Below are 25,706 nucleotides of genomic sequence, written 5' to 3'. Positions count from 1 at the left end.
TGCGGGCCAGCAGGGAGCGCGTGCTGGCCGTCGCCGACGTCATCGTCCCCGGCCACGGCGCGCCCTTCACCCCGACGGCGACCACTCCCCGCTGACGCTCCGCGACGCCGGGGCCAGCGGCTGGGCCGAGATCTTCGGCCATCGCCGCGCTGCGTCAACCGTTTACCGTGCGCCTGGCGGTGTAGGCCTGCCGCCACTCCTCGGCCGCCTGGATCATGGCCTGTCCAACGTGCTCGAAGAAGTGGCCGATGTCCTGCATGCGGACACCGGCGGGGGTGGTCGCGCCGAGGATCTGCGCGCCTTGGCGGGCGATGTCGGCCAGCATGGCGTTCTGGCGGGCGCTGGCCATCCAGCCGCGCAACCAGGCGTCGGCGTCGATGACGTACCGGTCGCGCCGCCGGCGGGGGTCGCGTTCGCGCCTGATGAGCTCCTGCTGTTCGAGCTCGCCGACGGCCTTGGAGATGGAGGCGGGGCTGACCTGGAGGCGCTGGACGAGCTCGGCGGCGGTCAGGCTGCCGCCGTCGGTGACGTACAGGCAGGTGAGCACCCGGGCCGTCATCCGCGGCAGACCCGTGCCGACCATCATCGCAGTGAACTGTTCCTCCAGTTCGTGGACGGCCTCGAGGTCGCGCCCGTGTGAGTCGGTGACGGCCGGAGGAGGGGCCGGGGCCGGCTTGCGGCGGCGAGTACGCCCCTGGGTCGCCCGCTGTGCCTGGTCGGCGCGGTAGCCGCCGGGGCCGCCGTTGCGGGCCACCTCCCGGGTGATGGTGGAGATGGGCCTGTCCAGACGGCCGGCGATCTCGGTGTAGGTGAGTCCTTCCGCCAGCCCTTCGGCGATCTGCTGCCGGTCCTGGTGGGTCAGTCTGCCTCCGGGCATCGGTCCTGCCTCCGTCTCACGTCCTCTGGTGTGGCCAGTATTGCGTTCGCCAACACTCCATTGCAAACGACTCGGCCCTTGACTTGCATTCGCCTTCATCGCCATTGCAAAACACGGCGCGGTTGACCTGGGCTGTCACCCTTTTGCCTACTTTCTAGATTGACGAATCACTGAAAGCAAGTTAGCTTTTAGTCATTCGCAAACAAGCGACGCGCTCGGGGCCGCACCCCTTCCCGTCGCCGTGATCGGAGCCCCCTCATGACTTCCTTCCTCACCCCCGTGCGCACCTGGCACCGTCCGCTGGTGGTCTGCGCGCTGCTCATGCTGGGCCTGGTGCTGGCCGCCGGCGTCGGGCTCGCGGTGGACGACCGGACCCTGCTCGACGAGTCGGTGTGGGTCAAGCCGTTGAAGTTCGGCTTCGCCTTCGCCCTCTACAGCGGCACGCTGGCGTGGCTGCTGACCAAGCTGCGCAAGGGAGGACGCCTGGGTTGGTGGGTCGGCACCGTCTTCGCGCTGGCCGCGATCGTCGAGGTCGCCACCATCACCGTCCAGGCGGCGCGCGGCACCATCAGTCACTTCAACGCCAACCAGAACGATCCGGTCACCCTGGCCCTGGTCCCCGTCCTCACCTACGGCGTGATGATCATCCTCATCGCCCAGCTGATCATCGCGGTGGTCGTACTGATCCAGCGCACCGGCGGAGCGGCCCTGAACAGGGCGATCCGCGCCGGGCTCGCGCTGGCCACCTTCGGCATGCTCGTGCCGATCTACTGGATGGTCGCCGAGATCAACCCGCGTACGGTGACCGACGCCAACGGCGAGCCCGTGCAGATGTACCAAGGGCACGGCATCGGCGACCCCGACGGCAACGGCATGCCACTCACCGGCTGGAGCGTGAGCGGCGGCGACTTCCGGGTCCCGCACTTCTTCGCCCTGCACGGCATCCAGGTGCTCCTCCTGCTCGCCGCCGCCCTGGCCGTCCTCGCCGGCAGGCACGCCTGGCTGCGCGAGGAGAAGGTCCGCGCCCGCCTGGTCGGCGCCGCGGCCCTCGGCTACACCGGGCTGGTCGCGACCGTGACCTGGCAGGCAGGGCGTGGGCAGTCCCTCATCCACCCGGACATGGCGACCCTGACCACCGCCGCCGCGGTGCTGCTGGTCACGGCGGCGGCCACCGCATGGGTGATCGTCACCGCCCGACGCGTCGCCGTCGCACCGATCCCGGCCGTGCAGCCCCACCGCTAGATCACCTGAAACCGCCCGACCTTTTCAAATCCACTCAATGGAGGCCTCGCCATGACCAAGCCCCTCTCCCTGCTCCTCGCCGCGGTGACGGCGGCGGGGACCGCCATGACGGCCCCCGCCGCCTCCGCGGCCCCCGCCCCCGGCCATCCCGAGGTGCGACGCGTTCTTGACAGCGCCGTGGCCGAGGGCGGCGCTCCCGGCATCGTCGCCGACATCCGCGACGGCCGCGGCAGGTGGTTCGGTGCGGCAGGCGTGTCCGACACCAGGACCGGCCGCAAGCGCCAGCCGCACGAGCGTTTCCGCGTCGGCAGCGCCACCAAGGCCTTCACCGCGGTCGTGGTCCTGCAACTGGCCGCCGAAGGCAGGCTGAGCCTGGACGACACCGTGGACAGGTGGCTGCCCGGCCTGGTCCGAGGCGGCGGCTACGACGGCACCAAGATCACCATCCGGCAGCTGCTCAACCACACCAGCGGCATCTACAACTACGGCAACGACGAGGAGTTCTTCGCCAGGGGCAAGGGCGAGGCCTGGTTCGAGCACCGCTACGACACCTACACCCCCGAGCAGCTGGTGAAGATCGGCCTGGCCCATCCGCCCTACTTCCAGCCGGGCAAGGGCTTCGGCTACTCCAACACCAACTACTTCCTGGCCGCCATGATCGTCGAGAAGGCGACCGGCGACACGTACGGCGAGGAGCTCACGCGGCGGATCATCCGCCCGCTGGGGTTGACCGGAACCTACCTGCCCGGCGACGAGGCGAAGATCCGCGGCTCGCACCCCCGGCACTACTCCACGCTGTTCTCCCAGGACGCCAACCCTGAGATCCACGATGCGACCGAGATGAACCAGTCCTTCGCCTGGGCCGCCGGCGGCGTCGTCTCCACCACCGGCGATCTCCACCGCTTCGTCGGAGCTCTCCTGACCGGAGGCCTGCTGCCGCCCGCCCAGCAGAAGGAGATGTTCACCACCGTCGCCACCGAGGGAGGCCCGCAGTGGATCCCCTTCACCCGCTACGGTCTCGGCCTGTTCTCCCAGAAGCTGTCGTGCGACGTGACGGTCTGGGGCATCGGCGGGGCGACCTACGGCTCGTGGGTGTACGCCATGGGCTCCCGCGACGGCAAGCACCTGCTGGTCAGCCACGTCAACGGCGACTGGAACGGCCTGAGCGTCTTCGGCGACATGCTGTCGGCCGAGTTCTGCCAGGCCACGCCCCGATGACCGCGACCACGCCGTAGCACTCGGAGCCCCGGGGCGAAGGCCCCGGGGCTGCGGTGCTTGCCTGTCAGGAGGCCAGCGGCAGGAGGGTGCGGCGTTCGGTGGGGGTGGTGCCACCCCATACGCCGTCCGTCTGCCTGGTGGCCAGTGCGTAGTCGAGGCAGGGCTGCCTGACGGGGCAGCCGACGCAGATGGACTTGGCGCGTTCGACCTGCGCGTGTCCCGCGCCCTCGAGCGAGATGGGAAAGAAGATTTCTGGGTCCTCGTCCAGGCAGGCGGCCCGGCGCGAGCGGTCGAGGATGAACATAGGGTTCCAGACCTGGTCAGATGGCGTCGTGCGCACCCTCGGTACCCGGAGATTCACCAAGCAAACTGTCCCAATCGGCAATAAATCTGGCTATTCCGTACCGAGCGAGGGCCGCCTGACGTGCCGCTTTGCCGTACTGGCTCGCGAGGGAGGGGTCGGAGACGAACGCGGACAGCGCCTCGACCAGCACCGGGAGCTTGGTCGACAGGACGCCGGCGTCGGCGGGAACGGCCTCGACGGCCTCGGTGGCGGCCAGCGCCACGACGGGCATGCCGAGCATCATCGCCTCGATGAGCGAGAGGCCGAGTGAGGTCCAGCGGTAGGGGTGCAGGTAGGCGCGGCGCCGGGCCAGCTCGGCGTGCAGCTCGGCCTGGGAGAGGTCGTAGGCGGGGTACGGCAGGCCGTCCGCCTTCATCCCGAACAGGTCGATCGGCACCTCAAAGGCGGGCAGCAGGTCGGTGCCCGCCACGCGCGTCCTGCGGATCGGCTCGTTGATGACCACGCCCGCGCGCGGCAGCTCGCCGGTGTAGAGATGTCCCGGATCGACGACGCCGTGCTCGATCACGCGGACGGGAGCCGTCCCGTTGTCCCAGAACAGGGCGTTGAAGTGGGTGACGTGGACCACCGGGATCGCCGACTGGCCCGCCAGCGGATGCCGGGTGGCCGGCGGGTCACCCCTCGGCGTGTTGTGCTCGACGTAGATGCCCGGCACCGATCTGCCGAGCCAGGAGCGGGCCAGCTCGATCTCGTGCGGGCGCTGGTAGACGACCACGTCGACGTGCTCGTCGCGCAGCCGGTCGAAGGGCACCTCCCTGACCGAGGAGGGCCAGTCGAAGGTGGTGGCCCTGCCGCGCCCGTCGGGCCCCCTGCCGGGGACGAGCGGGACGAGGTAGGTGTGCCGCCCCTGGACGAACGAGGTGGTCCATGAGCCGTGAACGTGCCAGAGCAGGATGTTCATGCGCACACCCACTCGACGGCCTCGCGCAGGTCGTGGGCGACCTCGGGGGCGGCCGCGATCTCGCTGGGCAGCGTGCGTGGGGTTGGCACGAGGATGGCCCTGGCCCCTGCGGCCCTCGCGGCCTGCACGTCCCTGCCGATGTCTCCGATGACCACGCAGTCGGCGGGCTCGACGCCGAGCGTGCCCGCCGCGCGCAGCACCAGTCCGGGCTCCGGCTTGCGGCACACGCATCCGTCGTCCTCGCCGTGGACGCAGATGGCCCACGCGTCGAAGGGACCGAGCAGCTCCTCGACGCGCTCGTTGACCTGGTGCAGCTCGTCGGGCGTGATCAGCCCCCTGGCCACGCCTGACTGGTTGGTCACCACGGCCACCGAGATCCGGCGGTCGCGCAACGTCCTCAGCGCCTCCAGAGCACCCGGCATGGGCTCCACGAGCTTCGGGTCGTTGTTGTACGGCACGTCTCTGATCAGCGTGTCGTCGCGGTCGAAGAGCACCGCCGCGGTCGGTCGACGAGAGAGCATGTTCCGCCGCTGCCCCGTCCACGTTGTGTTTAACAAGCGCTTCTCTCGGTAGCGGTTCTCCCGGGGGAGGAAGTTCATGAGATTTCTGGGGATAAACGCGGTGTTCCACGACCCCGCTGCGGCCCTTGTGGTCGACGGTGAGATTGTCGCGGCCGCCGAAGAGGAGCGGTTCAGCCGCCGAAAGCACGGCAAGAGGCCGGTGCCGTTCTCCGCGTGGGAGCTGCCCGAGCTGGCCGCCGCCTGGTGCCTGGCCGAGGCCGGCCTGCGGCCGGAGGACCTGGACGCGGTCGCCTACTCCTACGATCCGGCGCTGGTGCGGGAGGAGCACGCGGCGCCGTGGGAGGACCTGCGGACCACCTACGCGACCAGGGCGCCCAGCTTCCTGGCCACCGCCCTGCCGGGGCTCGACCCGGCTCAGGTGCGGTTCGTGCCGCACCACGTGGCGCACGCGGCCTCGGCGGGGCTGGCCGCGCCGTACGAGGAGTGCGCGGTGCTGGTGTGCGACGGCAGGGGCGAGGCCGTCTCGCACCTGGCGGGCCACTACAGAGACGGCGAGCTGACCACGCTGGCGGCCCAGGAGCTTCCGCACTCGCTCGGCCTGATGTACGAGGACGTGACCGAGCACCTCGGCTTCCTGCGCTCCAGCGACGAGTACAAGGTGATGGCGCTGGCCTCCTACGGCACGCCCCGCCACCTGGACGTGCTCAGGGAGCTGGTCACCACGACGGGAGACGGCGGGTTCAGGATCGAGCCGATCGACTGGGGCGGCTTCGCCAAGCGCCTGGACATGGGCGAGACCTGGACGGCCGACCACGCCGACCTGGCCGCGAGCGTGCAGGCGCGGCTGGAGGAGGTGCTGCTGGAGCTGGCGTTCTGGCTGCACGAGCGCACCGGCGCGCGGCGCCTGGCGATGGCCGGGGGCGTCGCGCTGAACTGCGTCGCCAACACCCGGCTGGTGGCCGAGGGTCCCTTCGAGGACGTCTGGGTGCAGCCCGCCGCGGGGGACTCGGGCACCGCGCTGGGGGGCGCGCTGCACCTGTCCCAGGCCCACGGCGAGCCCGTGGCGCCCATGCGCGGCGCCGACCTGGGCAGGAGGTGGAGCGAAGGGGAGCTGGCCGCGTGGCTGGACGTGGCGCGCGTGCCGTACTCGCGGCCCGAGGATCTGGCGGGCGAGGTGGCGCGGGCGCTCAACGACGACCTGATCGTGGCCTGGTTCCAGGGCCGCAGCGAGTACGGCCCGCGCGCGCTGGGCCACCGCTCGCTGCTCGCGCACCCCGGTTTCGCCCGCAACACCGAGCGGCTCAACGACGTCAAGGGGCGTGAGCAGTTCCGCCCGATCGCGCCGATGGTGCTGGAGTCACGGGCGGCGGAGATCTTCGGCAGGGGGCCCATGCCCTCGCCGTACATGCTGTTCGTCCACGACGTGCGGCCCGAGTGGCGCGATCGCATCCCGGCCGTGGTGCACGTGGACGGCACGGCCAGGATCCAGACGGTCTCGCAGGAGAAGGACCCGCTGCTGGCCGCCACGCTGGCCAGGTTCGAGGAGCTGTCGGGGCTGCCGGTGGTCGTGAACACCAGCCTCAACACGGCGGGCAGGCCGATGGTCGACTCGCCGCGCGACGCCCTGGAGTGCTTCGGCTCCTCGCCGGTGGACGTGCTCGTGATCGGGCCGTTCGTGGTGAGGAGGGCGGCGACATGATCACCGTGGTGATCCCGACGATCGGGCGGTCCTCGCTGCGGGAGGCCATCCCCGAGGGGGTGCCCGTCATCGTGGTCGAGGACACCGGGCGCAAGGGGCCCGCGGCGGCGAGGAACGCGGGGTGGCGCGCGGCCGATACGCCGTGGGTGGTCTTCCTCGACGACGACGTGGTGCCCGGCGAGGGCTGGCTGGAGGCGCTCACCAAGGACCTGGAGAGCCTGCCGGAGGACGTGGCGGGCAGCCAGGGCCGCATCGAGGTGCCGCTGCCGCGCGACCGCCGTCCGACCGACGCGGAGAGGAACACCGCGGGGCTCGCCGACGCGGAGTGGATCACCGCGGACATGGCCTACAGGCGGGCCGCGCTGGAGAAGGTCGGGGGCTTCGACGAGCGTTTCCCCCGCGCCTACAGGGAGGACGCCGACCTCGCGCTGAGGATGCGCGAAGCGGGGTTCAGGCTGGTCAGGGGCGAGCGGGTGACCCGGCATCCGGTGCGTGACGACGGGTTCTGGGCGAGCGTGCGCTTCCAGAGGGGCAACGCCGACGACGCGCTGATGCGGCGCGTCCACGGGCCCGAGTGGAGGTCGCTGATCGGGGCGGGCGGGCTGCTGCCCCGGCACGCGGTGACGACCGCGCTGGGCCTCACGGCGCTCGCCCTCGCGGCCGCCCGCGCACTGTCCTGCGCGGACGACCGGGAGGGCCGGGGGCTTCGGGGCGGGCTTCGAGGCGGGCTTCGAGGCGGGCGCGGCCTCCGGGGAGCCGGGGCGGGCGGCGTGTGGGCGATGGGGATCGCCGCGGCCGGGTGGGCGGGGCTCACCGCGACGTTCGCGTGGGAGCGCATCGCGCCAGGCCCTCGCACGCCGGGCGAGGTGGCCAGGATGGTGGTCACCAGCGTCGCCATCCCGCCTGCCGCCTGCCTGCACCGGCTGCGCGGTGAGCTGCGGGTGCGCCGGTGAGCGGCACCGTCCTGGTGGCCAGGCCGGACAGCGCGGGAGACGTCCTGCTCGCGGGTCCCGCCATCCGTGCCGTCCGGGCGCAGGCCGAGGAGGTCGTGCTGCTGGCAGGGCCGCTGGGCCGCGCGGCTGCGGAGCTCCTGCCCTGCGTGGACCGCGTGATCGAATGGCGGACACCGTGGATCGACGCCGATCCGCCTCCCGTCACGGGTGAGCACGTCGCCAGGCTCATGGCGCAGCTCCCCGAGGCGGAGGAGGCGCTGATCCTGACCTCCTTCCACCAGTCGGCGCTGCCGCTCGCGCTGCTGCTGCGGCTCAGGGGCGTCGGGCGGATCACGGCCATCAGCAACGACTATCCCGGCTCCCTGCTCGACGTCAGGGTGCGGGTGGACGAGAGCAGGCACCTGCCCGAGGCCGAGCGGATGCTGGCCGTCGCGCGCGCCGCCGGCTACGAGCCGCGCGACGACGGCAGGCTGGCCGTCAGGACGCCGCCCGCCAGCCTGGTGGGGCCGCCGGGCTACGTCGTCGTCCATCCGGGAACCACCGCTCCCGCCCGCACCTGGCCGCCCGAGCGGCACAGGGAGGCGGTCGAGGCGCTGACGGCCGAGGGCTTCCAGGTCGTCGTCACGGGGACGGGCGGCGAGAAGGCGCTGACGGCCGCGGTCGCCGGGCGCCACGGCGTCGACCTGGGCGGCATGACCAACCTGGCCGAGCTGTCCGGGGTCCTGAACGAGGCGTGCGCGCTCGTCTCGGGCAACACCGGGCCCGCGCACCTGGCCGCGGCGGTCGGCACGCCGGTGGTCAGCCTCTTCTCCCCCGTCGTGCCCGCCGGGCGCTGGGCGCCCTACGGCGTGCCGTACGTGCTGCTGGGCGACCAGCAGGCCGCGTGCAAGGACTCAAGAGCGCGTCTGTGTCCTGTCAGAGGCCATCCGTGCCTGTCGACGGTGACGGCCGAGCAGGTCGTCAAAGCAGTGAGGGAGCTGGTCCCGTGAGAATCGACCTCATATCAGAGCACGCAGATCCGCTGGCCGCGATCGGGGGCGCCGACTCCGGCGGGCAGAACGTCCACGTCGCCGCCCTGGCCATCGAGCTGGCCCAACGGGGTCACGAGGTCGTCGTGCACACCAGGAGGAGCGCGCCTGGCCAGCCGCGCAGCGTGCCGCTCGCCGACGGGGCGCGGGTGGAGTACATCACCGCGGGGCCGGCCGCGCAGGTGCCGAAGGACGAGCTGCCGCCGTACATGCCCGCCTTCGCCGACGAGCTGGCGCGCCGCTGGGCGGTGCGCCCACCCGACGTGGCGCACGCGCACTTCTGGATGAGCGGCAGGGCGGCGCTGCTGGCCGCGCGCGGCCTTCCGGTGGTGCAGACCTTCCACGCGCTCGGCACGGTCAAGCGGCGCTGGCAGGGCAGGGCCGACACCAGCCCGCCGGGGCGGATCGCGGTGGAGACGCAGATCGGCAGGCGGGCCGCGGCGGTCGTGGCCACCTGTGCCGACGAGGTGACCGAGCTGCGCGCGATGGGCGTGCCCGACCATCGGGTCTCCATCGTGCCGTGCGGCGTCGATCTCGGCCACTTCACCCCCCAAGGCCCGAAGGCGCGGAAGGGCGCGGCCATGCGGGTGCTGAGCATCGGCAGGCTGGTCCCGCGCAAGGGCGTGGACACCGTCCTGCGCGCGCTGCGCGAACTGCCGGAGGCCGAGCTGGTCATCGCGGGTGGGGAGGCCGAGGATCCCGAGGCGGTCAGGCTGGCCGAGCTGGCCGCCGCCTACGGCCTGGCCGACAGGGTCAAGGTGATCGGCAGCGTGCCCCGCGAGCGGGTGCCCGCGCTGATGCGGTCGGCGGACGTGCTGGTGAGCGTCCCGTGGTACGAGCCGTTCGGCATGGTGCCGCTCGAGGCGATGGCGTGCGGCGTGCCGGTGATCGCCTCCGCCGTCGGCGGCCACCTGGACACGGTGGCGGGCTGCGGCGTCCTGGTGCCGCCGCGCCGTCCGCAGGCGCTCGCCCGCGCCCTGCGCGACCTGCTGGACAACCCCGCGCGACGGGCCCAGCTCGGCGAGGCGGGGGCCAGAAAGGCCAGACAGATGTACGGCTGGCCGCACGTGGCCGAGCAGACCGAGGCCGTCTACCAGAGCGTGCTGGAGGGCCGGATGGGGAGGGCGACATGCACAGGCACCTGAGCAGGCTGAGCGTCGCGATCGCGCTGACCGCGGACCAGACGCCCGTCGTCGAGGCGTGGGGGCGCAAGCTCGCGGGCGTCCTGCAGGGCGGTGGCAGGCTGCTGGCCTGCGGCAACGGCGGCTCGGCCGCCGAGGCCCAGCACCTGACGGCCGAGCTGGTCGGCAGGTTCAGAGCCGAGCGGCGGCCGTTCGCCGCGATCCCGCTGCACGCCGACACCTCCTCGATGACGGCGATCGCCAACGACTTCGGCGCCGAGGAGGTCTACGCCCGGCAGGTGTGGGCGCACGGCCGCGAGGGCGACGTCCTGATCTGCCTGTCCACCAGCGGTTCCAGCGCCAACGTGCTGGCCGCGGCGCGGGCGGCGGGCGAGCGGGGGCTGACCACGTGGGCGATGACGGGGCGCGCCCCGAACCCGCTGGCCGCGATCAGCGACGAGGTCGTGGCGGTGCCTGAGGACGACACCTGCACCGTCCAGGAGGTGCACCTGGCGATGATCCACATGCTCTGCGACTCGATCGAGGAGGCGTGCGCGTGAACGGGGGACCACTGGTCGTCATCGGCGACTCGCTGCTGGACGTGGACATCGAGGGCGTGGCCGACCGGCTCGCGCCCGACGCGCCCGTCCCCGTCGTCGACGTGGAGGAGGAACGCCTGCGCCCAGGCGGCGCGGGCCTCGCGGCGCTGCTGGCCGCCCGTGACGGCGCCGACGTGGTGCTGGTCACCGCGCTCGGCGACGATCCGCAGGGGCGGGTGCTGCGGGCGCTGCTGAACGGCCATCTCGAGGTCGTGCCGCTGCCGCTGCGCGGCTCGACCGTCCGCAAGACCAGGATCAGGGCGAGGGGCCAGACGCTGGTGCGGATGGACACCGGCGACGGGCGCGCCGTGACCAGGGCGACCGAGGCCGCCCTGCGGGCGGTGCGCGGGGCGGGCACCGTGCTCGTCTCCGACTACGGCAGGGGCGTCACGGGGGGCGCTCGCGAGCTGCTCAGCGGGATCGGCGTGCCGATCGTGTGGGATCCGCACCCGAGAGGCGTCACGCCGGTGCCCGGCTGCGCGCTGGTGACGCCGAGCGAGTCGGAGGCCATGCAGATGTGCGGGCAGCCGTACGTCGGGCCCGACCAGGCCGCCAGGCAGCTGACCAGGACGCTGCGCGCCGAGGCCGTCGCGGTGACGCTGGGCGCCCAGGGCGCCACCCTGGCGCACGCGGGCGGCCACTACAGGAGGATCCCGCCGCCCACGCTCACCTCCGGCCACGACGTGTGCGGCGCCGGAGACAGGTTCGCGGGGGCATCGGCGCTCGCCCTGCGCGACGGCCTGCCGGTGGAGGACGCGGTCGCGGTCGGCGTCGGCGAGGCCTCCAGGTTCGTGGAGAGCGGCGGCGCGGCGGCGATCAGGCTGCGCGGCCACGAACTGGCCAAGGAGATGGGCGACAGGCCGCGCACCCCGATGGAGGTCGCCGAGCTGGTCAGATCGAGCGGGGGACGGCTCATCGCCACCGGCGGGTGTTTCGACCTGCTGCACGCAGGGCACGTGAGCCTCCTGCGCAGGGCCAGGGCCCTGGGCGACGCGCTGATCGTGTGCGTCAACTCCGACGCCTCGGCCAAGCGGCTCAAGGGCCCCGGCAGGCCGGTGGTCGGTCAGCGCGACCGGGTGGAGGTGCTGCGCGCCCTGGGCTGCGTCGACGCCGTCATGGTGTTCGAGGAGGACACCCCCGACGCCGTCATCGAAAGGCTGCGCCCCCACGTGTGGGTGAAGGGCGGCGACTACTCGGGGCGCGAACTGCCCGAGGCCGGATCTCTGGAGCGGATAGGCGCGGAGACCGTCGTGCTGGCCAGCGTGCCTGGACGGTCCACGACCGGGTTGATCGCCGCCGTACAGGAAGCCTGAGAGGGAGAGGACGATGCTGGGGAACATTCTGATCACAGGAGGCTCGTCGGGCCTCGGTCTGGCCACCGCCGAGGCGGTCGCCAAGGCCGGAGGGCGCCCGCTGGTGGTGGACGTGCGCCCGTCGCACTCCTTCGACGAAGTCATCGCCGACCTGGCCGAACGGGAGCAGGCCGAGCGGGCGGTACGGGAGCTGGCCGAGCGGGCGGGAGGGCTCGACGGGGTCGTCACGGCGGCGGGCATCGACGCGTGCGGAAGGCTGAGCGAGGTGCCCGCCGACGACTGGGAGCGCGTCATCAGGGTCAACCTCATGGGCACGGCCTCGGTCGTCAGGGCGGCGCTGCCGTACCTGACGGAGTCGAGGGGGCGGGTGGTGACCTGCGCCTCGACGCTCGGGCTTCGCGCCGTCAGCGACGCCACCGCCTACTGCGCCGCCAAGTTCGGCGTGGTCGGCTTCACCAGGGCGCTGGCCGCCGAGCTCGCAGGGCAGGTGGGCGTCACGATGCTGGTGCCCGGCGGGATGTCGACGCACTTCTTCGACGACAGGCCCGAGCAGTACAAGCCGGGACCCGACGCCAAGCTCAACAGGCCAGAGGACGTGGCGCAGACCATCGTGTTCGCGCTCTCGCAGCCGCCCGGCTGCGAGGTGCGCGAGCTCGTGGTCTGTCCTTCGACGGAGACCTCGTGGCCCTAGAGGTCCTGGCCCTGCGCGGGCTCGGGCTCGGCGACCTGCTCACCGCGGTGCCCGCGCTGCGGGCGCTGCGGCGGGCCTACCCCCGGCACCGGCTCGTGCTGGCGGGACCCTCGGCGCTGGCTCCGCTGCTGCCCGTCGACGAGGTGATCGAGGTGCGGGGCCCCGGCCCCGTCCCGCGCACGAGGCCGCAGGTCGCGGTCAACCTGCACGGCAGGGGCCCGCAGAGCACCGAGGCGCTGCGGGCCACCGAGCCGGGCACGCTGCTGACCCACGGGATCGGCGGCCCGCCGTGGCGCGACGACGTGCACGAGGTGCGCCGCTGGTGCGACCTGCTGGAGTGGCACGGTCTACCGGCCGACCCCGACGACCTCTACCTCGGGGAGGGCGACCGCGGCGGGCCCGTGGTCGTCCACCCCGGCGCGGCATACCCGTCGAGGAGGTGGCCGCCCGAGCGCTACGCCATGGTGGTCGCCTACCTCAGGGGCAGGGGGCACGAGGTGGTCGTCACCGGCAGCGCCGCCGAGTGGGAGCTCGCCGTACGGGTGGCGGGGCTCAGCGGCGCGAGGGTGCTGGCGGGCAGGACCGACCTGAAGGCGCTGGCCGCGCTGGTCCGCGACGCGCGCCTGGTGATCTGCGGCGACACCGGCCTCGCGCACCTGGCCAGCGCCTACCGCACGCCGTCCGTCCTGCTGTTCGGCCCCGTCTCCCCCGCGCTGTGGGGGCCGCCGAAGCAGGGACCGCACACCGTGATCTGGAAGGGCGCCACAGGGGATCCGCACGGGCAGAGCCCGGATCCCGGACTGCTGAGCATCAACGTCGACGAAGTGATCGAGGCGATTTCGCTATGAGAGCTGTGGTGACGGGAGGGGCCGGATTCCTCGGTTCCTACCTCTGCGAGAAGCTGCTGGAGAGGGGGGCGGAGGTCATCTGCATGGACAGCTTCCTCACCGGCTCCCCCCGCAACCTGGAACATCTGCTGGGCAGGCCGGGCCTCGAGATCATCGAGTGCGACCTGACCGGCTTCGTGCACGTGCCGGGCGAGGTGGACCTCGTGCTGCACTTCGCCTCGGCCGCCTCCCCCGCCGACTACCTCAGGCATCCCATCGAGACACTCAAGGTCGGCAGCCTCGGCACGCTGCACGCGCTCGGGCTGGCCAAGGAGAAGCGCTCCAGGTTCGTCCTGGCCTCCACCAGCGAGGTCTACGGCGACCCGCTCGAACACCCGCAGCGCGAGACCTACTGGGGCAACGTCAATCCCGTCGGCCCGCGCAGCGTCTACGATGAGGCCAAGCGCTTCGCCGAGTCGCTGACCACGGCCTACCGCAACGCGCACGGCACCGACACCGGCATCGTGCGCATCTTCAACACCTACGGCCCGCGCATGCGCCCCTTCGACGGCAGGGCCATCCCGACCTTCATCAGGCAGGCCCTGTCGAACGAGCCGCTGACGGTCACGGGCGACGGACGCCAGACCCGCTCCATCTGCTACGTCGAGGACACCGTCGAAGGCGTGCTGCGCATGGCCGACAGCCACTTCCCCGGGCCGGTCAACATCGGCAACCCCGACGAGCTGACCATGATCGAGCTCGCCGAGCTGATCCGGGAGCTGGCGGGCTCCTCCTCACCCATCGAGTTCATCGACAGGCCCGTCGACGACCCCAAGGTCCGCAGACCGGACACCACGCTGGCCGCCGCCGAGCTGGGCTGGGCGGCCAAGGTCGGGGCCGAGGACGGGCTGCGCCGTACCGTCGAGTGGTTCTCACAGCTCGATGCGCTTGAGGGGTTCGGTGGCGGGGCCCTGGAGGATCGAACCGTCCAGCGCGAAGCGTGAGCCGTGGCAGGGACACTCCCAGGTCCGCTCGGCGTCGTTGAAGGCGACCACGCAGCCCATGTGGCTGCACAGCGCCGACACCGCGTGGACCTGGCCCTCGACGTCGCGGTAGGCCGCGCAGCGCTCCCCCGCCACCTTCACCACGGCCGCCTGGCCCGGCAGGAGCCCTTCGAGGTCGTCACGCCCGCCTGTGCCGAAACGGTCGCCGACGAAGTGCGCGGCGACCGAGGCCTGAGCCTTCAGCAGCGGGCCCGCCTCGCGCACCGGATGCACCCTGCGCGGGTCGTACAGCCCCGCCCACGGCCGGTCCTCGCCTGAGATCAGCGCTGCCAGCAGCAGTCCCGCCATGACGCCGTTGCTCATGCCCCACCCGCCGAAGCCGGTGGCGACGTAGGCGTGGCGGGCCCCCACGTGCAGCGGTCCCACGAAGGGCAGGCCGTCGGTGGTGTCGTTGTCCTGCGCGGCCCACCGGTAGCGGGGCTCGACGCCGAACCGCTCGGTCATCCACTCACCCAGCCGCTCCAGGCGGGCTCCCACCGAGCCCTCGCCCGGCCGGTACTTCTCGCCCGTCACCAGCAGCAGGCGCCGCCCGTCCTCGAGGGGAGCGGTCCTGACCGAGCGGGTGCCCTGCTCGGTGGTGATGAACGTGCCGCGCGGGTCGGCCGCCGCCTCGATCGGCGCGGCGACGACCAGCTCGCGGCGCGGCGTCATGCGGGCGAACAGCAGCGCCCTGTCGAAGACCGGGTAGTGGGTGGCGACCACCACGTCGTCCGCGGTCACGACGAGCCCGTCGGCGGTGGTCACCTTGCCGGAGTCGAGCCGTACGGCGCGGGTGTGCTCGTAGATCTGCGCGCCGCTCGCGGTCATCGCCTCGGCCAGCCCGAGCAGGTACTTGCGGGGGTGGAACTGGGCCTGGCCGCGCACCCGTACGGCGCCCACGATCGGGTACGGCAGCGCCGTCTCGGTGACGAACTCGGCCGGCAGCCCCGCCCGTCTGGCGGCCTCCACCTCGGCTCTGATCTGCTCGAGCCCCTCGGTGGTCTCGGTGTAGGTGTGGGCGGCGGCGCGCTCGAACTCGCACTCCAGGTCGAGCTCGGCGGCGGTGCGGGCCACGTGCTCGACGGCCTCGAGCTGGGAGCGCGCGTACAGCTCGCCGTCGCCCGCGCTCAGGCTGGAGTAGATGAGCGTGTGCAGCGCCGACAGCTTGGCCGTGGTGTGCCCGGTGACCCCCGCTGCGATGCGCCCTGCCTCCAGCACGGCGACCGAGCGGCCCGCCTTGGTCAGCTCCCACGCCGTGCTGAGACCGGCGATCCCGCCGCCGAGCACGGCGACGTCCACGCGGACGTCGCTGCTCAGCGGCGGGCGCGACGGCTGGGCCGCCCCGTCCATCCAGTACGACCCTGTGGTGTGCGCCATCGTGGTCAGTCGGTGGTGAGGGCGTCGAGCAGGTCGCCGACCGTGGCGTCCGGCAACGCCCTGGCGACCTCGGCCAGCGCGACGATGCCGACGAGCCTGTGCCCGTCGATGACAGGCAGGCGACGGACCTTGTGCGTGGCCATGGTGCGCAGGATCTCCCTGGCGTCATGGTCGGCGCCTATCGTGACGGCCTCTCCCTGGGCCAGCTCGCCCGCCAGGCAGGACTTGGGGTCCTTGCCCTTGGCGAGCACCTTCACCACGATGTCCCTGTCGGTGAGCATGCCCTTGAGCTTGTCGTCGGTGCCGCAGATGGGCAGGGAGCCGACGTCGAGCCTGGCCATCTTCTCCGCGGCCTCGCTGACCGACTCGTCGACGTTCACGCACTCGACGTTGGGGGTCATGATCTCTCTTGCGGTGGTCATCGTCTGTCTCCTTTCGTCGTGCGCCCGCTGCCCACGGCGGGCCGCCCGAAACGAGACGATGACGCGATGATGACGTCGCGCCGGTGAGATCGCGCTAGAGCGCCACTCCGAGCAGCGCGTCGGCCACATCACGGACCAGGCCGGGTGCCGACGTGTCGGAACCGCCCTCCGCCAGCGCCTCGGCAGCCCAGGCGTCGATCACGGCCAGGGCGCCGGGGGCGTCGAGGTCGTCCGACATCCGCGCCCGCACCCGCGCCAGCACGTCGTCCGCGGCCGGGCCTGACGGCAGCGCGACCGCCGCGCGCCAGCGCTCGAGCCGGGCCTCGGCCTCCTGGAGCTGGTCGCCGGTGTACTCCCAGTCGGTGCGGTAGTGGTGGGCCAGCAGCACGAGCCTGACGGCCATCGGGTCGTGCTCGGCGCGCAGCCTGGAGACGAAGACCAGGTTGCCGCGCGACTTGGACATCTTCTCGCCGTCGAGCGCCACCATGCCGGCGTGGGAGTAGAACTTGGCGAACGGCCACTCGCCGCCGGCGGCGTAGCCCTCGGAGGCGCCGCACTCGTGGTGAGGGAAGATCAGGTCGGAGCCGCCGCCCGCGACGTCGAACCCGGCGCCGAGGTTGGCCAGCGCGATGGCGGTGCACTCGATGTGCCAGCCGGGCCTGCCCTGCCCGAGCGGGGAGGGCCAGGACGGCTCGCCAGGACGCTCGGCCCGCCACAGCAGCCAGTCGAGCGGGTCGCGCTTGCCCTCACGGTCGGGGTCGCCGCCGCGCTCGCCGAACAGCGCCAGCATCTGCTCGCGCCCGTAGCCGGACACCTCGCCGAACTTGGGCGCGTCGGCGACGCTGAAGTAGACGTCGCCGTCGACGGAGTAGGTCAGCCCCTTGGCCGACAGGCTCTCGATCAGCTCCGACACCTGGTCGATGACCTCGGTCACACCGACGTACTCACGCGGGGGCAGCACGCGCAGCGCGCTCATGTCGGTGCGGAACAGCTCGATCTCGCGCTCGGCCAGGGCCCGCCAGTCAAGGCCCGTCTGCGCGGCCCGCTCGAGCAGCGGGTCGTCGACGTCGGTGGCGTTCTGCGTGAAGTGCACCTCGTGGCCGTTGTCACGCCACACCCTGCCCACGAGGTCGAAGGCGAGATAGGTGTTGGCGTGGCCCAGATGCGTGGCGTCGTAGGGGGTGATCCCGCACACGTACATGGTGGCGGTCGGCCCCGGCTCGGTGCGCCTGACCTGGCGCGCGGCTGTGTCGTACAGGTTCAGGGGTACGGCGGCGCCGGGCAGGTTGGGAACACTGGGGGCAGACCACGATCGCATGCTTTGACCTTATCCGTCTCGGGAAACACCACGATCAACGCGGGGCACGGCCACCGCATTCCAGCTGGTGAGGTCGGAGAAGTCATAGCCCACGCGCTCGCCGCCGAGGGTCAGCAGGGTGGCCGACAGCGAGGCGTGGCGGCGGCCGTCGGGCAGGTCGTGGCGGACCGTCGCCCTGCCGACCAGCTCGTGCCAGTCAGTGGCCGCGTCGAACAGCGGGGCGAGGTTCCTGGAGTCGGCGCCGAGGCCGCCGTTGACGATGACGCTGGTGCCCTCGGGAACCGGCGAGGCGGTCAGGTGCAGGCCGTCCCACGACCACAGGCGCGCGCCCGCGCCTTCGGCGAGCACGAGGTGGAAGGGGTCGTAGCGGGTGAGGTCCACCTGGGGCAGCGCGCCCGCCACCACCGCGCGCAGCGGCAGCTCGCCCCGTGAGACCTTGGTGCGCTCGTCGGCCGCCCTGCCCCTGCCGTTGAGCAGGGCCGCCGCGCGCCCCGCCGAGGGCAGGACGGCCAGCCACGTGCCGCCCGCCTTGAGGTCGCGCCCGCCGACGACGCCCGGGTAGTCGGGCCAGTGCTCGCCGGGGCCCTCCCACGGCCTGTCGGCGAACTCGTCGCGGACGCCCAGCAGGGTCAGCGGCTCGCCGGTCCTGACGATCACGGTGCACATGTCTAGATCGGGGGCCAGGGGACCGCGGGCCAGTCCTCCGACGGGTAGGGGTGGACGCCGGTGTCGAGCAGCCGCCTGACGCGGGTCCAGGTCGCCTCGACCTCGGCGAGGGTGAGCAGCTCGCGCAGGCGGCGGCCCAGCGCGCCCGACTCCAGCTCGCGCTCCAGCTTGGCCAGCACGCCGACGGCCTCGCGCGGCAGCGGCTTGCCCCTCCACTGCCACAGCACCGTGCGCAACTTGTCGTCGGCGGAGAAGCAGACGCCGTGGTCGACGCCGTAGATGGTGGCGCCGTCGGGCAGGGGCAGCAGATGGCCGCCCTTGCGGTCGGCGTTGTTGACGATCGCGTCGAAGACGGCCATCTTCCGCAGCGCCGGGTGCCGGCTGCGGATCAGCGACATCAGGTCGATCTCCTGGTCGGTGTCGATCCACAGCTGGCACATGCCGGGGCCGAAGGGCCCCTCGCGGTAGACCGTGGGCGGCACGATCTGCCAGCCGGTCGCCTTGGAGACCTCGTAGGCGGCCACCTCGCGGGCGGCCAGCGTGCCGTCGGGGAAGTCCCACAGCGGCCGCTCGCCGCGCACCGGCTTGTAGACGCACGCCGCCGAGCGGCCGGCGAGCGTGACGCCGCAGTAGAGGGTCATGTTCGTCGCCTCGACCAGGCGACCCGCCACCTCCAGTCGTCCGTCCCTGAGCAGCCTGAGGGCGGCTTCCTCGTCATAACGGAGGTCTTCCAGCTCACTCTCCGGCACACTCACGAAGCGACCTCACCTCCGCGGTAGCCGTTCAGGCGCACGCAGATGTGCCCGTCGGCGTCGAGTGGCTGACCACACAGCGGGCAGGGCGGACGGCCCGCCGCCACGATCTCCAGGGCGCGCTGGGAGAAGGCCCGTGCGGCGCCCGCGCTGATGTGCACCCGCAGCATGGACGGCTCGGGCGCCTCGAGGTCCTCCTCGTCGGTGATCTCCTGGGCCTCGATCACCACCTGCGACCTGTCGGGGTCCCACGCCAGGGCCATGGTGCCGACCCTGAAGTCCTCGGTGAGCGGCTGCTCGAGCGGGCCGTTGTCGGCCAGGTCGGCGGGCGCGACGGCAGGAACGTGAGCGGTGCCCCCGCTGCGTCTCAGCACCTCGTCGAGCAGCTCTTCGAGCTTGCCCGCCAGGGCGGCGACCTGCAGCTTCTCCAGTGCGACCGTGGTCAGCCTGCCTGCGGCCCGCGCCTGCAGGAAGAAGATCCGTGCCCCAGGCTGCCCCAAGGCACCGGCCACGAACCTTTCTGGTGGGTCGTAGTCGAAGACCGGCATAGCCCGACCTTACGTGGTCCCGGGTCCGCCGCCGACGGCGGCATCGCTCCCGGTGATGTTTTCTCCCCCGTCTTTCTCCTCCGAACCCTCGGGAAGCCGCAATTCCCCCACATCGTTAAGCCTGAGGACAAAGGGGCGTAGGGGGGTGTATCGAATGATCGTCACAGAGGCTGGATCAGCTGTTATGCGCTGAAACTGATCGAGGTGGAGCCCCAGAGCGTCGGCCACGACGGCCTTGATCACGTCTCCGTGCGTGCACACCAGGTAGGCGCTTTTCTCCCCCAGGCGCAGGTTCCAGTCCCTGACGGCGGCCACCGCGCGGTGTTGCATGTCGGCCATCGCCTCGCCGCCGGGGAAGACCGCCGCGCTCGGGTGCGCCTGGACGACGGGCCACAGCGGCTCCTTGGTCAGCTCGCTCAGCGGGCGCCCCGTCCACTCGCCGTAGCCGCACTCGCCGAACCGCTCGTCGGTCCCGATCTCGAGCCCCCTGTCCTGCGCGACCGCCTGGGCGGTCTCCTGGCAGCGTTCGAGCGGGCTGGAGACGATCGCGTCCAGCCTCACCTGCGCCAGCCGTACGGCCAGCGCCTTGGCCTGCGCCTGGCCCGCCTCGTTGAGGTGGACGCCGGGGGTCCAGCCGGCCAGCACCGGACCCGTCATAGCGGTGAGGCCGTGTCTGGCCAGGAGGACGGTCGTCATGACGACAAGTCTTGCAGGCGTCGATCACATTTCTTTGCCTGGGCGGACGGTAGCCTGGCCAGATCCTTGGCCGTGATCGACAGACGGGAGCGCCTGAGCTTCATGGAACAACGCTATGTCGGTCGGAGCGGCCTTTCGGTGTCCCGGCTCGGTCTCGGCACGATGACATGGGGCAGGGACACCGACGCAGAGGACGCGGCCGCCCAGCTGCGCACCTTCGTCGAGGCCGGCGGCAACCTGATCGACACGGCCGACGTCTACACGGGCGGCGACGCCGAGCGGCTGCTCGGAAGGCTGCTCAGAGACTCCGTGCCGCGCTCGGAGGTGGTCGTCTCCACCAAGGCCGTGCTGACTCCCGCGGCGCGGCGGCCGCGCGACGCCTCCAGGCGCCACCTCATCGCCGCCATCGACGCCTCGCTGACCAGGCTCGGCGTCGACTACGTCGACCTGTGGCAGCTGCACACCTACGACGCCGAGGTGCCGCTGGAGGAGACGCTCGCCGCGCTCGACGCCATCGTCGCCTCCGGGCGGGCGGTCTACGCGGGCGTGTGCGACTACACCGGGTGGCAGCTGGCCGCCGCCGCGGTCGCCCAGCGGGCGGTACCAGGCCGCATCCCGATCACCGCCGCACAGGTGGAGTACTCCCTGCTGGCGCGCGACGCCGAGCGCGACGTGCTGCCGGCCGCCGAGCACGTCGGGGCGGGCGTGCTGGCCTATTCGCCGCTCGGGCGGGGGGTGCTGACGGGCAAGTACCGCACCGGCATCCCCGCCGACTCCCGCGCTGCCACGCCGCACTTCGCCGACTTCGTCCGTCCCTACCTCGACGAGCGCAGCCGCAGGGTGGTCGAGTCGGTCACCACCGCCGCCGAGGGGCTCGGGGTCTCGCCGCTGTCGGTGGCCCTGTCATGGGTGCGCGACCAGCACGGCGTCGCCTCCGCGATCGTCGGCTCCCGCACCCACGCGCAGCTCGGCGGCATCCTCACCGCCGAGGACGTGGTGCTGCCCCGCGAGATCCGCGAGGCGCTGGACGACGTCTCCTCCGTCGACTGACGGCCGCCTGGCGTGCGCCGTGACGATCAGTCTGAGTAGGCTTGCTTCCCTCCGCCGCCCCGGCCGACAGGGACAGAACGAGAGTCACCCTCGCGTATCACTAGTCGATATCGAATCGTAACTTTGCGTGGAAATCGGCTCCGACTCCACCAAGCTGGCCACGGGCGGATCGACACAGGAGGGGATAGATGGGCGTTGGGCGCCGCAGGACGGCGGTCTCAGTCGGCCTCCTCGCGTTCGCGCTGGCGGCGCTCCCGCTGGGCGCGGGGGCGGCGACGGCCGGGCTGCGCGACTGCGAGCGAGGCGGCGGGCTGCTGTCCGGCGTGACCAACGGGGTGTGCGAGCTGGTCGACGGGGTGACCGACACGGTCGACGGCGTCACCGGCGACTCCCTGGGCCCCGTGACCGATGGCGTCGACAAGGCCACGGGAACGGTCCTCGGCACCGTGGGCGAGGTCGCCCCTACGGGCAGGCCCGCCCCCTCCCCCACCTCGAAGGCCGCCGACGAGCCGCCTCCCCCGTCGAGCGACGACGGCGGCGGCGATCGCGACGGCGGCGGGCTGGTCTCCAGCACGCTCGAGGACGTCTGCCTGCCGGTGCTCGCGTGCGAGGGGCAGGGGGTGCTCGGCTCCGTGACGGACCAGGGACGGCCCGAGCCGAGCCCGTCGGGTTCGCCCGGCGCCACGGGCACGCCCACGCCGTCCGCCACGGCCACGCCGTCCAGGCGGCCCAGGCAGCAGGGGATCCTGCCCACCGAGGCGCCGGCCCCGCCCGTCACCAGGCCCCACATGGAGAGCAGCGACCCGGTCGTCGCCGACGAGCCCGCGCCCGTCGATCCCGACGATCCCCGGGTGGAGCTGCTCTGGCCTGGCCCGTTCTCCGAGAAGCTGTCCGACCAGATCGGCGGCCGGGTCGTACGGCCCAGCGAGCCCGACTCCGACGTGCTGGGCACCGCGCTGACGGCCGTGCTGCTGGCCTCGGCGGTCCTGGCCGCGCGGGTGTCGCAGCAGCGGCGCAGGCGCGAGGAGCACGGCGAGTCGATGCCGTTCGAGCCCATCCGCGTCGGAGGCAGGCACCGCCTGGCCTGAACTCGGCCGGGGCGGCGCCCGCGAGAGGGCGGGTCAGTGATCGGCCGCCGCGCGCTCCCTGGCCAGCCGCTCCTCGCCCGACAGCGTGTTGAGCGGCTTCTCCTTGATGAACAGCACCGCCACCAGCGCGAGCGCGGTCAGCGGCACGCCGATGAGGAACAGGTCGGCGGTGGCCGTGGCGTACACGTCCTGGATGATCCGCACCACCGGGGCCGGCAGCGTGGAGATGTCGGGAACCGTCTGGCCCTCGCCGCCCGAGCCGCCCGCCATGGGGCCGAGCTTCTCCGTCATGAGCGTAGTGATCTTGTTGGCCAGCACCGCGCCGAGGGCGCTGACGCCGACCGCGCCGCCCATGCTGCGGAAGAAGGACAGCATCGAGGTGGTGACGCCGAGGTCGTGGGCGGGCACGTCGTTCTGCGCGGCCAGCACCAGGTTCTGCATGAGCATGCCGACGCCGATGCCCAGCACGGCCATGTACACCGACAGCAGCAGCGTGCTGGTCTGGCCGTCGATGGTGCTGAGCAGCCCCATGCCCGCCAGCATCACGACGCCGCCGGCCACCAGGAAGCCCTTCCACCTGCCCCACTTGGTGATGAGCTGGCCGGCGACCGTGGAGGAGACCAGCAGGCCGAAGACCATGGGCAGGCTCATCAGGCCGGCGACCGTCGGCGACTTGCCGAGCGCGATCTGGAAGTACTGCGACAGGAACACCGTGCCGCCGAACATCGCCACGCCGACCAGCACGCTGGCGATGGTGGCGAGGGCGACCGTGCGGTTCCTGAACAGCGTCAGCGGGATGATGGGCTCGGCCGCCTTCGACTCCACCCAGACCGCCAGCGCGAGGACGACGACACCGCCGCCCGCCAGGCCCACGCTCCACCATGAGGCCCACTCGAACTGGCTGCCCGCCAGCGACGACCACACCAGCAGCGTGCAGACGCCCAGCGTGATGAGGAAGGCGCCGAGATAGTCGACCTTGACCTGCTTGCGCACCACCGGCAGGTGCAGCGTGCGCTGCAGCAGGACGATGGCCACGAGCGTGAAGGGCACGCCGATCAGGAAGCACCAGCGCCAGCCGAGCCACGAGGTGTCGACGAGCAGTCCGCCGATGAGCGGCCCCGCCACGGTTCCGACGCCGAAGACGGCGCCGAAGATGCCGGCGTAGCGGCCCAGCTCGCGCGGCGGGATCATGGCCGCCATCACGACCATGGACAGCGCGGTCATGCCGCCCGCGCCGATGCCCTGGACGACGCGGCTGACGATGAGGATCTCCACGTTGGGCGTGAGGCCCGCGATCAGGGAGCCCACCACGAACAGCCCGAGTGACAGCTGGATGAGCAGCTTCTTGCTGTAGAGGTCGGCCATCTTGCCCCACAGCGGCACGGTGGCCGTCATCGCCAGGAGCTCGGAGGTGACGATCCAGGTGTAGACGGTCTGCGAGCCCTGCAGGTCGGTGATGATGCGCGGCAGGGCGTTGGCCACGACCGTCGAGGCCAGGATGGACACGAACATGCCCACCATCAGCCCGGACAGCGCCTGGAGTACCTTTCTCCTCGAGGTGGGCCCTGCGGGCGCGGCCGGGGATTCTGGCTGCGCGCTGGTGGTTGTCATGCTTCCTCAATTTTCTCTGGCGGTGGCCGGTTCACGGCGCGGTTCGGCCGCGCGACCGCCGCCGGGCGGTTCGGGTGGAGATCGGGCCCGCTTCGGTGCGAGCCGGCTTTCGAGGGGGCCGGCTCGGACGGTCCGGTTCTCGGAGAGCCGGATGCGGAACGGGCCGGGGGTTTCAGCTGGGCTGGTTTCAGACGGTCCGGTTCTCGGAGAGCCGGATGCGGAACGGGCCGGGTTTCAGATGGGCTGGTTTCAGGCGGGCCGGCTCTCAGGCGGGCGGGTTCGGGTCGGGCAGCCCCTCGGCCACCTGCGAGAAGACCTCGTCGACCAGGCCCGCCAGCGGGATGTCGACAGTGCTCCAGCGCAGCACCGCCACTCTGAAGGCGGTGAGCGCCACGGCGGTGACGAGCTCGGCGTGCGCCGTCCCCGAGGGACCTTCGGGAAGCCGCCCCGCCACGGCCGCCACCAGCCGCCGCTCGGCCTCGGCCCCTCCGGAGAACAGCTTGAGCAGCAGCGAGGGGTTCTGCTCGAACACCTTCAGCCTGAGCAGCCACTCCTCGCGCCGCTCCTGGACGCGCTCGGCCTCGTCGAGCAGCACCAGGCGCAGCGCGGCCAGCGCGGACATCTCGGCGGGCACCCGGGCCAGCCGTTCGATCAGCTCCGCCTCCGCCCTCGGGCTCCTGCCGAGCAGCGCGTCCTCTTTGGAGGGGAAGTAGTTGAAGAACGTGCGGGAGGAGACATCGACCGCTTCGGCGATGTCCTCGACCGTGACACCGGCCAGGCCCCGCTCGGCGACCAGCGTGAGAGCGGCGCGCTCGAGAGCGGCCCGGGTCTCGAGCTTCTTCCTGTCTCTGCGCCCGAGCTCTTCTGTGCTCTCCACGATGGTCACAACATCAAGATTACGGATGAAATTTCAGAGTCTGCAACATTTCATCCTCTGAAGTGCCGCACATCACACCGCAGCGGGCATGACGAAGCCCCCCGCGCAGACAGCGCAGGGGGCTGGAGAGCTTGGGTGACCTAGACGCCCATCGCGTGGACGCCGCCGTCGACGTGGACGATCTCGCCCGTGGTGGCGGGGAACCAGTCGGACATCAGCGCGACGCACGCCTTGGCCGCCACCTCGGTGTCGGAGAGGTCCCAGCCCAGGGGCGCCTTCTCCGGCCAGGCCTCCTCGAACTCCTTGAAGCCGGGGATCGACTTGGCCGCCATCGTGCGCAGCGGCCCCGCCGCGACCAGGTTGACCCTGATGCCCTGCTTGCCCAGGTCGCGGGCGAGGTAGCGGTTGGCCGACTCCAGGCCCGCCTTGGCCACGCCCATCCAGTCGTAGACGGGCCAGGCCTTGGTGGCGTCGAAGTCGAGGCCGACGACCGAGCCGCCCTCCTTCATCAGCGGCAGGCAGGCCACCGCCAGCGACTTGTAGGAGAAGGTGGAGATGTGCAGGGCGGTCGCGACGTCCTCCCACGTGGTGTTGAGGAAGTTGCCGCCGAGCGCGGTCTGCGGAGCGAAGCCGATGGAGTGGACGACGCCGTCGAGGCCGTCGACGTGCTCGCCGACGCGGGCGGCCAGGGTGTCGAGGTGCTCGGTGTTCTGCACGTCGAGCTCGATCACCGGCGGCGTCTGCGGCAGCCGCTTGGCGATGCGCTCGACCAGCGACAGGCGGCCGAAGCCGGTCAGCACGACCGTGGCGCCCTGCTCCTGGGCCAGCTTGGCCACGGAGAAGGCGATGGAGGCGTCGGTGAGGACGCCGGTGACCAGGATGCGCTTGCCTTCGAGGATTCCCATGC

Annotated in this window: 27 protein-coding genes; 13 read left to right on the top strand and 14 right to left on the bottom strand. The window is 72.0% G+C overall.

All coding sequences use genetic code 11. The features are described from left to right. Nucleotides 1–154: 154 nt before the first annotated feature. The gene (locus tag ABFX50_RS30280) at nucleotides 155–877 is read right to left on the bottom strand and encodes a GbsR/MarR family transcriptional regulator (RefSeq protein ID WP_346151018.1); all 723 of its coding nucleotides are present in this window, start codon (nucleotides 875–877) and stop codon (nucleotides 155–157) included. Nucleotides 878–1,135: 258 nt separating this feature from the next. On the opposite strand from ABFX50_RS30280, the gene ABFX50_RS30275 reads away from it, so the two are divergent. Both ABFX50_RS30275 and ABFX50_RS30270 read left to right on the top strand, forming a co-directional pair. Next, on the top strand, nucleotides 1,136–2,119 hold the full coding sequence (locus ABFX50_RS30275; protein WP_346151016.1) for a hypothetical protein: 984 nt from the start codon (nucleotides 1,136–1,138) through the stop codon (nucleotides 2,117–2,119). A gap of 51 nt (nucleotides 2,120–2,170) precedes the next feature. Next, on the top strand, nucleotides 2,171–3,337 hold the full coding sequence (locus tag ABFX50_RS30270) for a serine hydrolase domain-containing protein (protein WP_346151015.1): 1,167 nt from the start codon (nucleotides 2,171–2,173) through the stop codon (nucleotides 3,335–3,337). A 64-nt stretch (nucleotides 3,338–3,401) separates the two neighbouring features. Here ABFX50_RS30270 and ABFX50_RS30265 read toward each other — a convergent pair whose 3' ends face one another. Genes ABFX50_RS30265 through ABFX50_RS30255 form a run of 3 tightly spaced genes read right to left on the bottom strand, consistent with a single transcriptional unit; the run spans nucleotide 3,402 to nucleotide 5,120 of the window. Beyond that, the gene (locus ABFX50_RS30265) at nucleotides 3,402–3,641 is read right to left on the bottom strand and encodes a WhiB family transcriptional regulator (RefSeq protein ID WP_183661757.1); all 240 of its coding nucleotides are present in this window, start codon (nucleotides 3,639–3,641) and stop codon (nucleotides 3,402–3,404) included. A 16-nt stretch (nucleotides 3,642–3,657) separates the two neighbouring features. Then, complete coding sequence (locus ABFX50_RS30260) at nucleotides 3,658–4,599, bottom strand: glycosyltransferase (protein ID WP_183661759.1); 942 nt, start codon at nucleotides 4,597–4,599, stop codon at nucleotides 3,658–3,660. After that, complete coding sequence (locus ABFX50_RS30255; RefSeq protein WP_346151012.1) at nucleotides 4,596–5,120, bottom strand: D-glycero-alpha-D-manno-heptose-1,7-bisphosphate 7-phosphatase; 525 nt, start codon at nucleotides 5,118–5,120, stop codon at nucleotides 4,596–4,598. The genes ABFX50_RS30260 and ABFX50_RS30255 overlap by 4 nt, the downstream gene beginning before the upstream one ends. Nucleotides 5,121–5,196: 76 nt before the next feature. Between ABFX50_RS30255 and ABFX50_RS30250 the strand changes: the two genes are divergently transcribed. From ABFX50_RS30250 to ABFX50_RS30210, 9 genes are read left to right on the top strand one after another with little or no spacing between them, the layout of a single operon-like run. Next, nucleotides 5,197–6,819, top strand: a complete 1,623-nt coding sequence (locus tag ABFX50_RS30250) for a carbamoyltransferase family protein (RefSeq protein WP_346151010.1) — start codon at nucleotides 5,197–5,199, stop codon at nucleotides 6,817–6,819. Then, nucleotides 6,816–7,772, top strand: a complete 957-nt coding sequence (locus ABFX50_RS30245) for a glycosyltransferase family 2 protein (protein ID WP_346151009.1) — start codon at nucleotides 6,816–6,818, stop codon at nucleotides 7,770–7,772. Before ABFX50_RS30250 ends, ABFX50_RS30245 begins: the two co-directional genes overlap by 4 nt. Further along, a complete protein-coding gene (locus tag ABFX50_RS30240) occupies nucleotides 7,769–8,761 on the top strand; it encodes a glycosyltransferase family 9 protein (protein WP_346151007.1) in 993 nt (330 codons plus the stop codon). Before ABFX50_RS30245 ends, ABFX50_RS30240 begins: the two co-directional genes overlap by 4 nt. Continuing rightward, nucleotides 8,758–9,945, top strand: a complete 1,188-nt coding sequence (locus tag ABFX50_RS30235; RefSeq protein ID WP_346151005.1) for a glycosyltransferase — start codon at nucleotides 8,758–8,760, stop codon at nucleotides 9,943–9,945. The genes ABFX50_RS30240 and ABFX50_RS30235 overlap by 4 nt, the downstream gene beginning before the upstream one ends. Beyond that, nucleotides 9,930–10,481, top strand: a complete 552-nt coding sequence (locus ABFX50_RS30230) for a D-sedoheptulose-7-phosphate isomerase (protein ID WP_183661771.1) — start codon at nucleotides 9,930–9,932, stop codon at nucleotides 10,479–10,481. The genes ABFX50_RS30235 and ABFX50_RS30230 overlap by 16 nt, the downstream gene beginning before the upstream one ends. After that, nucleotides 10,478–11,833, top strand: coding sequence for a PfkB family carbohydrate kinase (locus tag ABFX50_RS30225; RefSeq protein WP_346151003.1), 1,356 nt, complete (start codon nucleotides 10,478–10,480; stop codon nucleotides 11,831–11,833). Before ABFX50_RS30230 ends, ABFX50_RS30225 begins: the two co-directional genes overlap by 4 nt. Nucleotides 11,834–11,846: 13 nt before the next feature. Continuing rightward, nucleotides 11,847–12,524 carry an SDR family oxidoreductase gene (locus ABFX50_RS30220; RefSeq protein ID WP_346151001.1) on the top strand — a complete coding sequence of 226 codons (678 nt, stop codon included), beginning with the start codon at nucleotides 11,847–11,849 and terminating at the stop codon, nucleotides 12,522–12,524. Beyond that, a complete protein-coding gene (locus ABFX50_RS30215) occupies nucleotides 12,515–13,372 on the top strand; it encodes a glycosyltransferase family 9 protein (protein ID WP_346150999.1) in 858 nt (285 codons plus the stop codon). The genes ABFX50_RS30220 and ABFX50_RS30215 overlap by 10 nt, the downstream gene beginning before the upstream one ends. Beyond that, a complete protein-coding gene (locus tag ABFX50_RS30210; RefSeq protein WP_346150997.1) occupies nucleotides 13,369–14,355 on the top strand; it encodes a UDP-glucuronic acid decarboxylase family protein in 987 nt (328 codons plus the stop codon). The genes ABFX50_RS30215 and ABFX50_RS30210 overlap by 4 nt, the downstream gene beginning before the upstream one ends. Here the strand turns inward: ABFX50_RS30210 and ABFX50_RS30205 are convergent. The 7 genes from ABFX50_RS30205 to ABFX50_RS30175 form a co-directional block, all read right to left on the bottom strand. After that, complete coding sequence (locus tag ABFX50_RS30205) at nucleotides 14,284–15,771, bottom strand: FAD-dependent oxidoreductase (protein ID WP_346150995.1); 1,488 nt, start codon at nucleotides 15,769–15,771, stop codon at nucleotides 14,284–14,286. The genes ABFX50_RS30210 and ABFX50_RS30205 overlap by 72 nt on opposite strands. 5 nt (nucleotides 15,772–15,776) lie before the next feature. Then, nucleotides 15,777–16,193, bottom strand: coding sequence for a CBS domain-containing protein (locus ABFX50_RS30200; RefSeq protein WP_346122260.1), 417 nt, complete (start codon nucleotides 16,191–16,193; stop codon nucleotides 15,777–15,779). A gap of 94 nt (nucleotides 16,194–16,287) precedes the next feature. Then, a complete protein-coding gene (gene mshC / locus ABFX50_RS30195; RefSeq protein WP_346150993.1) occupies nucleotides 16,288–17,511 on the bottom strand; it encodes a cysteine--1-D-myo-inosityl 2-amino-2-deoxy-alpha-D-glucopyranoside ligase in 1,224 nt (407 codons plus the stop codon). Between the two features lie 9 nt (nucleotides 17,512–17,520). Further along, nucleotides 17,521–18,177: an NRDE family protein gene (locus ABFX50_RS30190; protein ID WP_346150991.1), complete on the bottom strand. Its 657-nt coding sequence runs from the start codon at nucleotides 18,175–18,177 to the stop codon at nucleotides 17,521–17,523. 2 nt (nucleotides 18,178–18,179) lie between these two features. Then, nucleotides 18,180–18,932, bottom strand: a complete 753-nt coding sequence (locus ABFX50_RS30185) for an SCO1664 family protein (RefSeq protein WP_346150989.1) — start codon at nucleotides 18,930–18,932, stop codon at nucleotides 18,180–18,182. Beyond that, nucleotides 18,929–19,477, bottom strand: a complete 549-nt coding sequence (locus ABFX50_RS30180; protein ID WP_346150987.1) for a DUF3090 domain-containing protein — start codon at nucleotides 19,475–19,477, stop codon at nucleotides 18,929–18,931. The genes ABFX50_RS30185 and ABFX50_RS30180 overlap by 4 nt, the downstream gene beginning before the upstream one ends. A gap of 9 nt (nucleotides 19,478–19,486) precedes the next feature. Continuing rightward, the gene (locus ABFX50_RS30175; protein WP_346150985.1) at nucleotides 19,487–20,173 is read right to left on the bottom strand and encodes a histidine phosphatase family protein; all 687 of its coding nucleotides are present in this window, start codon (nucleotides 20,171–20,173) and stop codon (nucleotides 19,487–19,489) included. Between the two features lie 102 nt (nucleotides 20,174–20,275). On the opposite strand from ABFX50_RS30175, the gene ABFX50_RS30170 reads away from it, so the two are divergent. Beyond that, nucleotides 20,276–21,223, top strand: a complete 948-nt coding sequence (locus ABFX50_RS30170) for an aldo/keto reductase (RefSeq protein WP_346150983.1) — start codon at nucleotides 20,276–20,278, stop codon at nucleotides 21,221–21,223. Between the two features lie 188 nt (nucleotides 21,224–21,411). After that, nucleotides 21,412–22,311, top strand: a complete 900-nt coding sequence (locus ABFX50_RS30165) for a hypothetical protein (protein ID WP_346150982.1) — start codon at nucleotides 21,412–21,414, stop codon at nucleotides 22,309–22,311. 33 nt (nucleotides 22,312–22,344) lie between these two features. Here the strand turns inward: ABFX50_RS30165 and ABFX50_RS30160 are convergent, their stop codons facing one another. The 3 genes from ABFX50_RS30160 to fabI form a co-directional block, all read right to left on the bottom strand. Further along, nucleotides 22,345–23,922: an MDR family MFS transporter gene (locus tag ABFX50_RS30160; protein ID WP_346150980.1), complete on the bottom strand. Its 1,578-nt coding sequence runs from the start codon at nucleotides 23,920–23,922 to the stop codon at nucleotides 22,345–22,347. A 265-nt stretch (nucleotides 23,923–24,187) separates the two neighbouring features. After that, on the bottom strand, nucleotides 24,188–24,808 hold the full coding sequence (locus tag ABFX50_RS30155; protein WP_346150978.1) for a TetR family transcriptional regulator: 621 nt from the start codon (nucleotides 24,806–24,808) through the stop codon (nucleotides 24,188–24,190). A gap of 131 nt (nucleotides 24,809–24,939) precedes the next feature. After that, on the bottom strand, nucleotides 24,940–25,704 hold the full coding sequence (gene fabI, locus ABFX50_RS30150; RefSeq protein WP_183661800.1) for an enoyl-ACP reductase FabI: 765 nt from the start codon (nucleotides 25,702–25,704) through the stop codon (nucleotides 24,940–24,942). Between the last annotated feature and the right edge of the window lie 2 nt (nucleotides 25,705–25,706).

This window comes from Nonomuraea recticatena (genome assembly GCF_039533245.1).
Taxonomy (GTDB): domain Bacteria; phylum Actinomycetota; class Actinomycetes; order Streptosporangiales; family Streptosporangiaceae; genus Nonomuraea; species Nonomuraea roseola.
The sequence above is the reverse complement of the archived record's forward strand: the minus strand, read 5'-3'. Positions and strand labels throughout refer to the sequence as shown.

Coding starts and splice junctions, on each gene's coding strand:
- ABFX50_RS30205 (WP_346150995.1), bottom strand. CDS start 15,771: ATGGCGCACACCACAGGGTCGTACTGGATGGACGGGGCGGCCCAGCCG.
- ABFX50_RS30280 (WP_346151018.1), bottom strand. CDS start 877: ATGCCCGGAGGCAGACTGACCCACCAGGACCGGCAGCAGATCGCCGAA.
- ABFX50_RS30175 (WP_346150985.1), bottom strand. CDS start 20,173: ATGACGACCGTCCTCCTGGCCAGACACGGCCTCACCGCTATGACGGGT.
- ABFX50_RS30260 (WP_183661759.1), bottom strand. CDS start 4,599: ATGAACATCCTGCTCTGGCACGTTCACGGCTCATGGACCACCTCGTTC.
- ABFX50_RS30160 (WP_346150980.1), bottom strand. CDS start 23,922: ATGACAACCACCAGCGCGCAGCCAGAATCCCCGGCCGCGCCCGCAGGG.
- ABFX50_RS30250 (WP_346151010.1), top strand. CDS start 5,197: ATGAGATTTCTGGGGATAAACGCGGTGTTCCACGACCCCGCTGCGGCC.
- ABFX50_RS30275 (WP_346151016.1), top strand. CDS start 1,136: ATGACTTCCTTCCTCACCCCCGTGCGCACCTGGCACCGTCCGCTGGTG.
- ABFX50_RS30200 (WP_346122260.1), bottom strand. CDS start 16,193: ATGACCACCGCAAGAGAGATCATGACCCCCAACGTCGAGTGCGTGAAC.
- ABFX50_RS30230 (WP_183661771.1), top strand. CDS start 9,930: ATGCACAGGCACCTGAGCAGGCTGAGCGTCGCGATCGCGCTGACCGCG.
- ABFX50_RS30210 (WP_346150997.1), top strand. CDS start 13,369: ATGAGAGCTGTGGTGACGGGAGGGGCCGGATTCCTCGGTTCCTACCTC.
- ABFX50_RS30220 (WP_346151001.1), top strand. CDS start 11,847: ATGCTGGGGAACATTCTGATCACAGGAGGCTCGTCGGGCCTCGGTCTG.
- ABFX50_RS30255 (WP_346151012.1), bottom strand. CDS start 5,120: ATGCTCTCTCGTCGACCGACCGCGGCGGTGCTCTTCGACCGCGACGAC.
- ABFX50_RS30270 (WP_346151015.1), top strand. CDS start 2,171: ATGACCAAGCCCCTCTCCCTGCTCCTCGCCGCGGTGACGGCGGCGGGG.
- ABFX50_RS30180 (WP_346150987.1), bottom strand. CDS start 19,477: ATGCCGGTCTTCGACTACGACCCACCAGAAAGGTTCGTGGCCGGTGCC.
- mshC (WP_346150993.1), bottom strand. CDS start 17,511: ATGCGATCGTGGTCTGCCCCCAGTGTTCCCAACCTGCCCGGCGCCGCC.
- fabI (WP_183661800.1), bottom strand. CDS start 25,704: ATGGGAATCCTCGAAGGCAAGCGCATCCTGGTCACCGGCGTCCTCACC.
- ABFX50_RS30170 (WP_346150983.1), top strand. CDS start 20,276: ATGGAACAACGCTATGTCGGTCGGAGCGGCCTTTCGGTGTCCCGGCTC.
- ABFX50_RS30265 (WP_183661757.1), bottom strand. CDS start 3,641: ATGTTCATCCTCGACCGCTCGCGCCGGGCCGCCTGCCTGGACGAGGAC.
- ABFX50_RS30190 (WP_346150991.1), bottom strand. CDS start 18,177: ATGTGCACCGTGATCGTCAGGACCGGCGAGCCGCTGACCCTGCTGGGC.
- ABFX50_RS30245 (WP_346151009.1), top strand. CDS start 6,816: ATGATCACCGTGGTGATCCCGACGATCGGGCGGTCCTCGCTGCGGGAG.
- ABFX50_RS30165 (WP_346150982.1), top strand. CDS start 21,412: ATGGGCGTTGGGCGCCGCAGGACGGCGGTCTCAGTCGGCCTCCTCGCG.